Genomic DNA, 884 nt, shown 5'->3' with positions numbered 1-884 from the left:
ACACCGCCGCGCTCGCCCTCGGGCACGCCGAGTCCTCCCTGCCCGAGCTGGCCGCGCTGTGCGACGAGCATCCCCTGGACGAGCCCCTGCAGGTCCTGCGGCTGCGCGCCCTGCGCGACACCGGCCGCACCGCCCGGGCGCTGGCCGCCTACGAGGACGTACGGCAGCTCCTCGCCGACCGGCTGGGCTCCGACCCCGGCGCCGAGCTGCGCGCGCTGCACGCCGAGCTGCTGGCCGACACCGGGCCCGAACCGGTGGCGCCCGGCCCTGCCACCCCCGCCGCTTCCGCCGCGCCCCGGCCCGCGGCGGGCAACCTGCCCGCCCGGCTGACCTCGTTCGTCGGCCGGGAGTCCGACATCGATGCCATCGGCGCCGATCTCGCCGGCTCCCGGCTGGTCACGCTGCTCGGGCCCGGCGGGGCGGGCAAGACCCGGCTCTCCATCGAGGCCGCCGAGGCGGTCCGGGACACCGTCCCCGACGGGGCCTGGCTCGCCGAACTCGCGCCCGTGGACGACCCCGACGCCGTACCGCAGGCCGTGCTCACCGCCATCGGCGCCCGCGAGACCGTGCTGCACGGCGCGGGCGTGGACAGCGTGCGCGCCGCCTCCGACCGCTGGGGCGACCCCGTCGCGCGGCTGGTGGAGCACTGCGGGCGGCGCCGGATGCTGATCATCCTGGACAACTGCGAGCACGTCGTGGACGCCGCCGCCCGGCTCGCCGAGCGCCTGCTGGCCGACTGCCCGTACCTCACCGTCCTCGCCACCAGCCGTGAACCCCTCGGCGTACCGGGGGAGTTGCTGCGCCCGGTCGAGCCGCTGCCCGAGCCGGTCGCGCTGCGGCTGCTCGGGCACCGCGGCGCGGCCGCCCGCCCCGGCTTCACGGTG

1 protein-coding gene is annotated in these 884 nt (G+C 78.5%); it reads left to right on the top strand.

The genetic code is table 11. The features are described from left to right. Nucleotides 1-884 (top strand): BTAD domain-containing putative transcriptional regulator (locus GT030_RS13745; RefSeq protein WP_272920693.1); only part of this gene is annotated, 884 nt, incomplete at both ends.

The organism is Streptomyces sp. SID1328 (assembly GCF_009865595.1).
Lineage (GTDB): Bacteria > Actinomycetota > Actinomycetes > Streptomycetales > Streptomycetaceae > Streptomyces > Streptomyces griseoluteus.
This window is presented reverse-complemented; position numbering and strand designations above follow the sequence as displayed.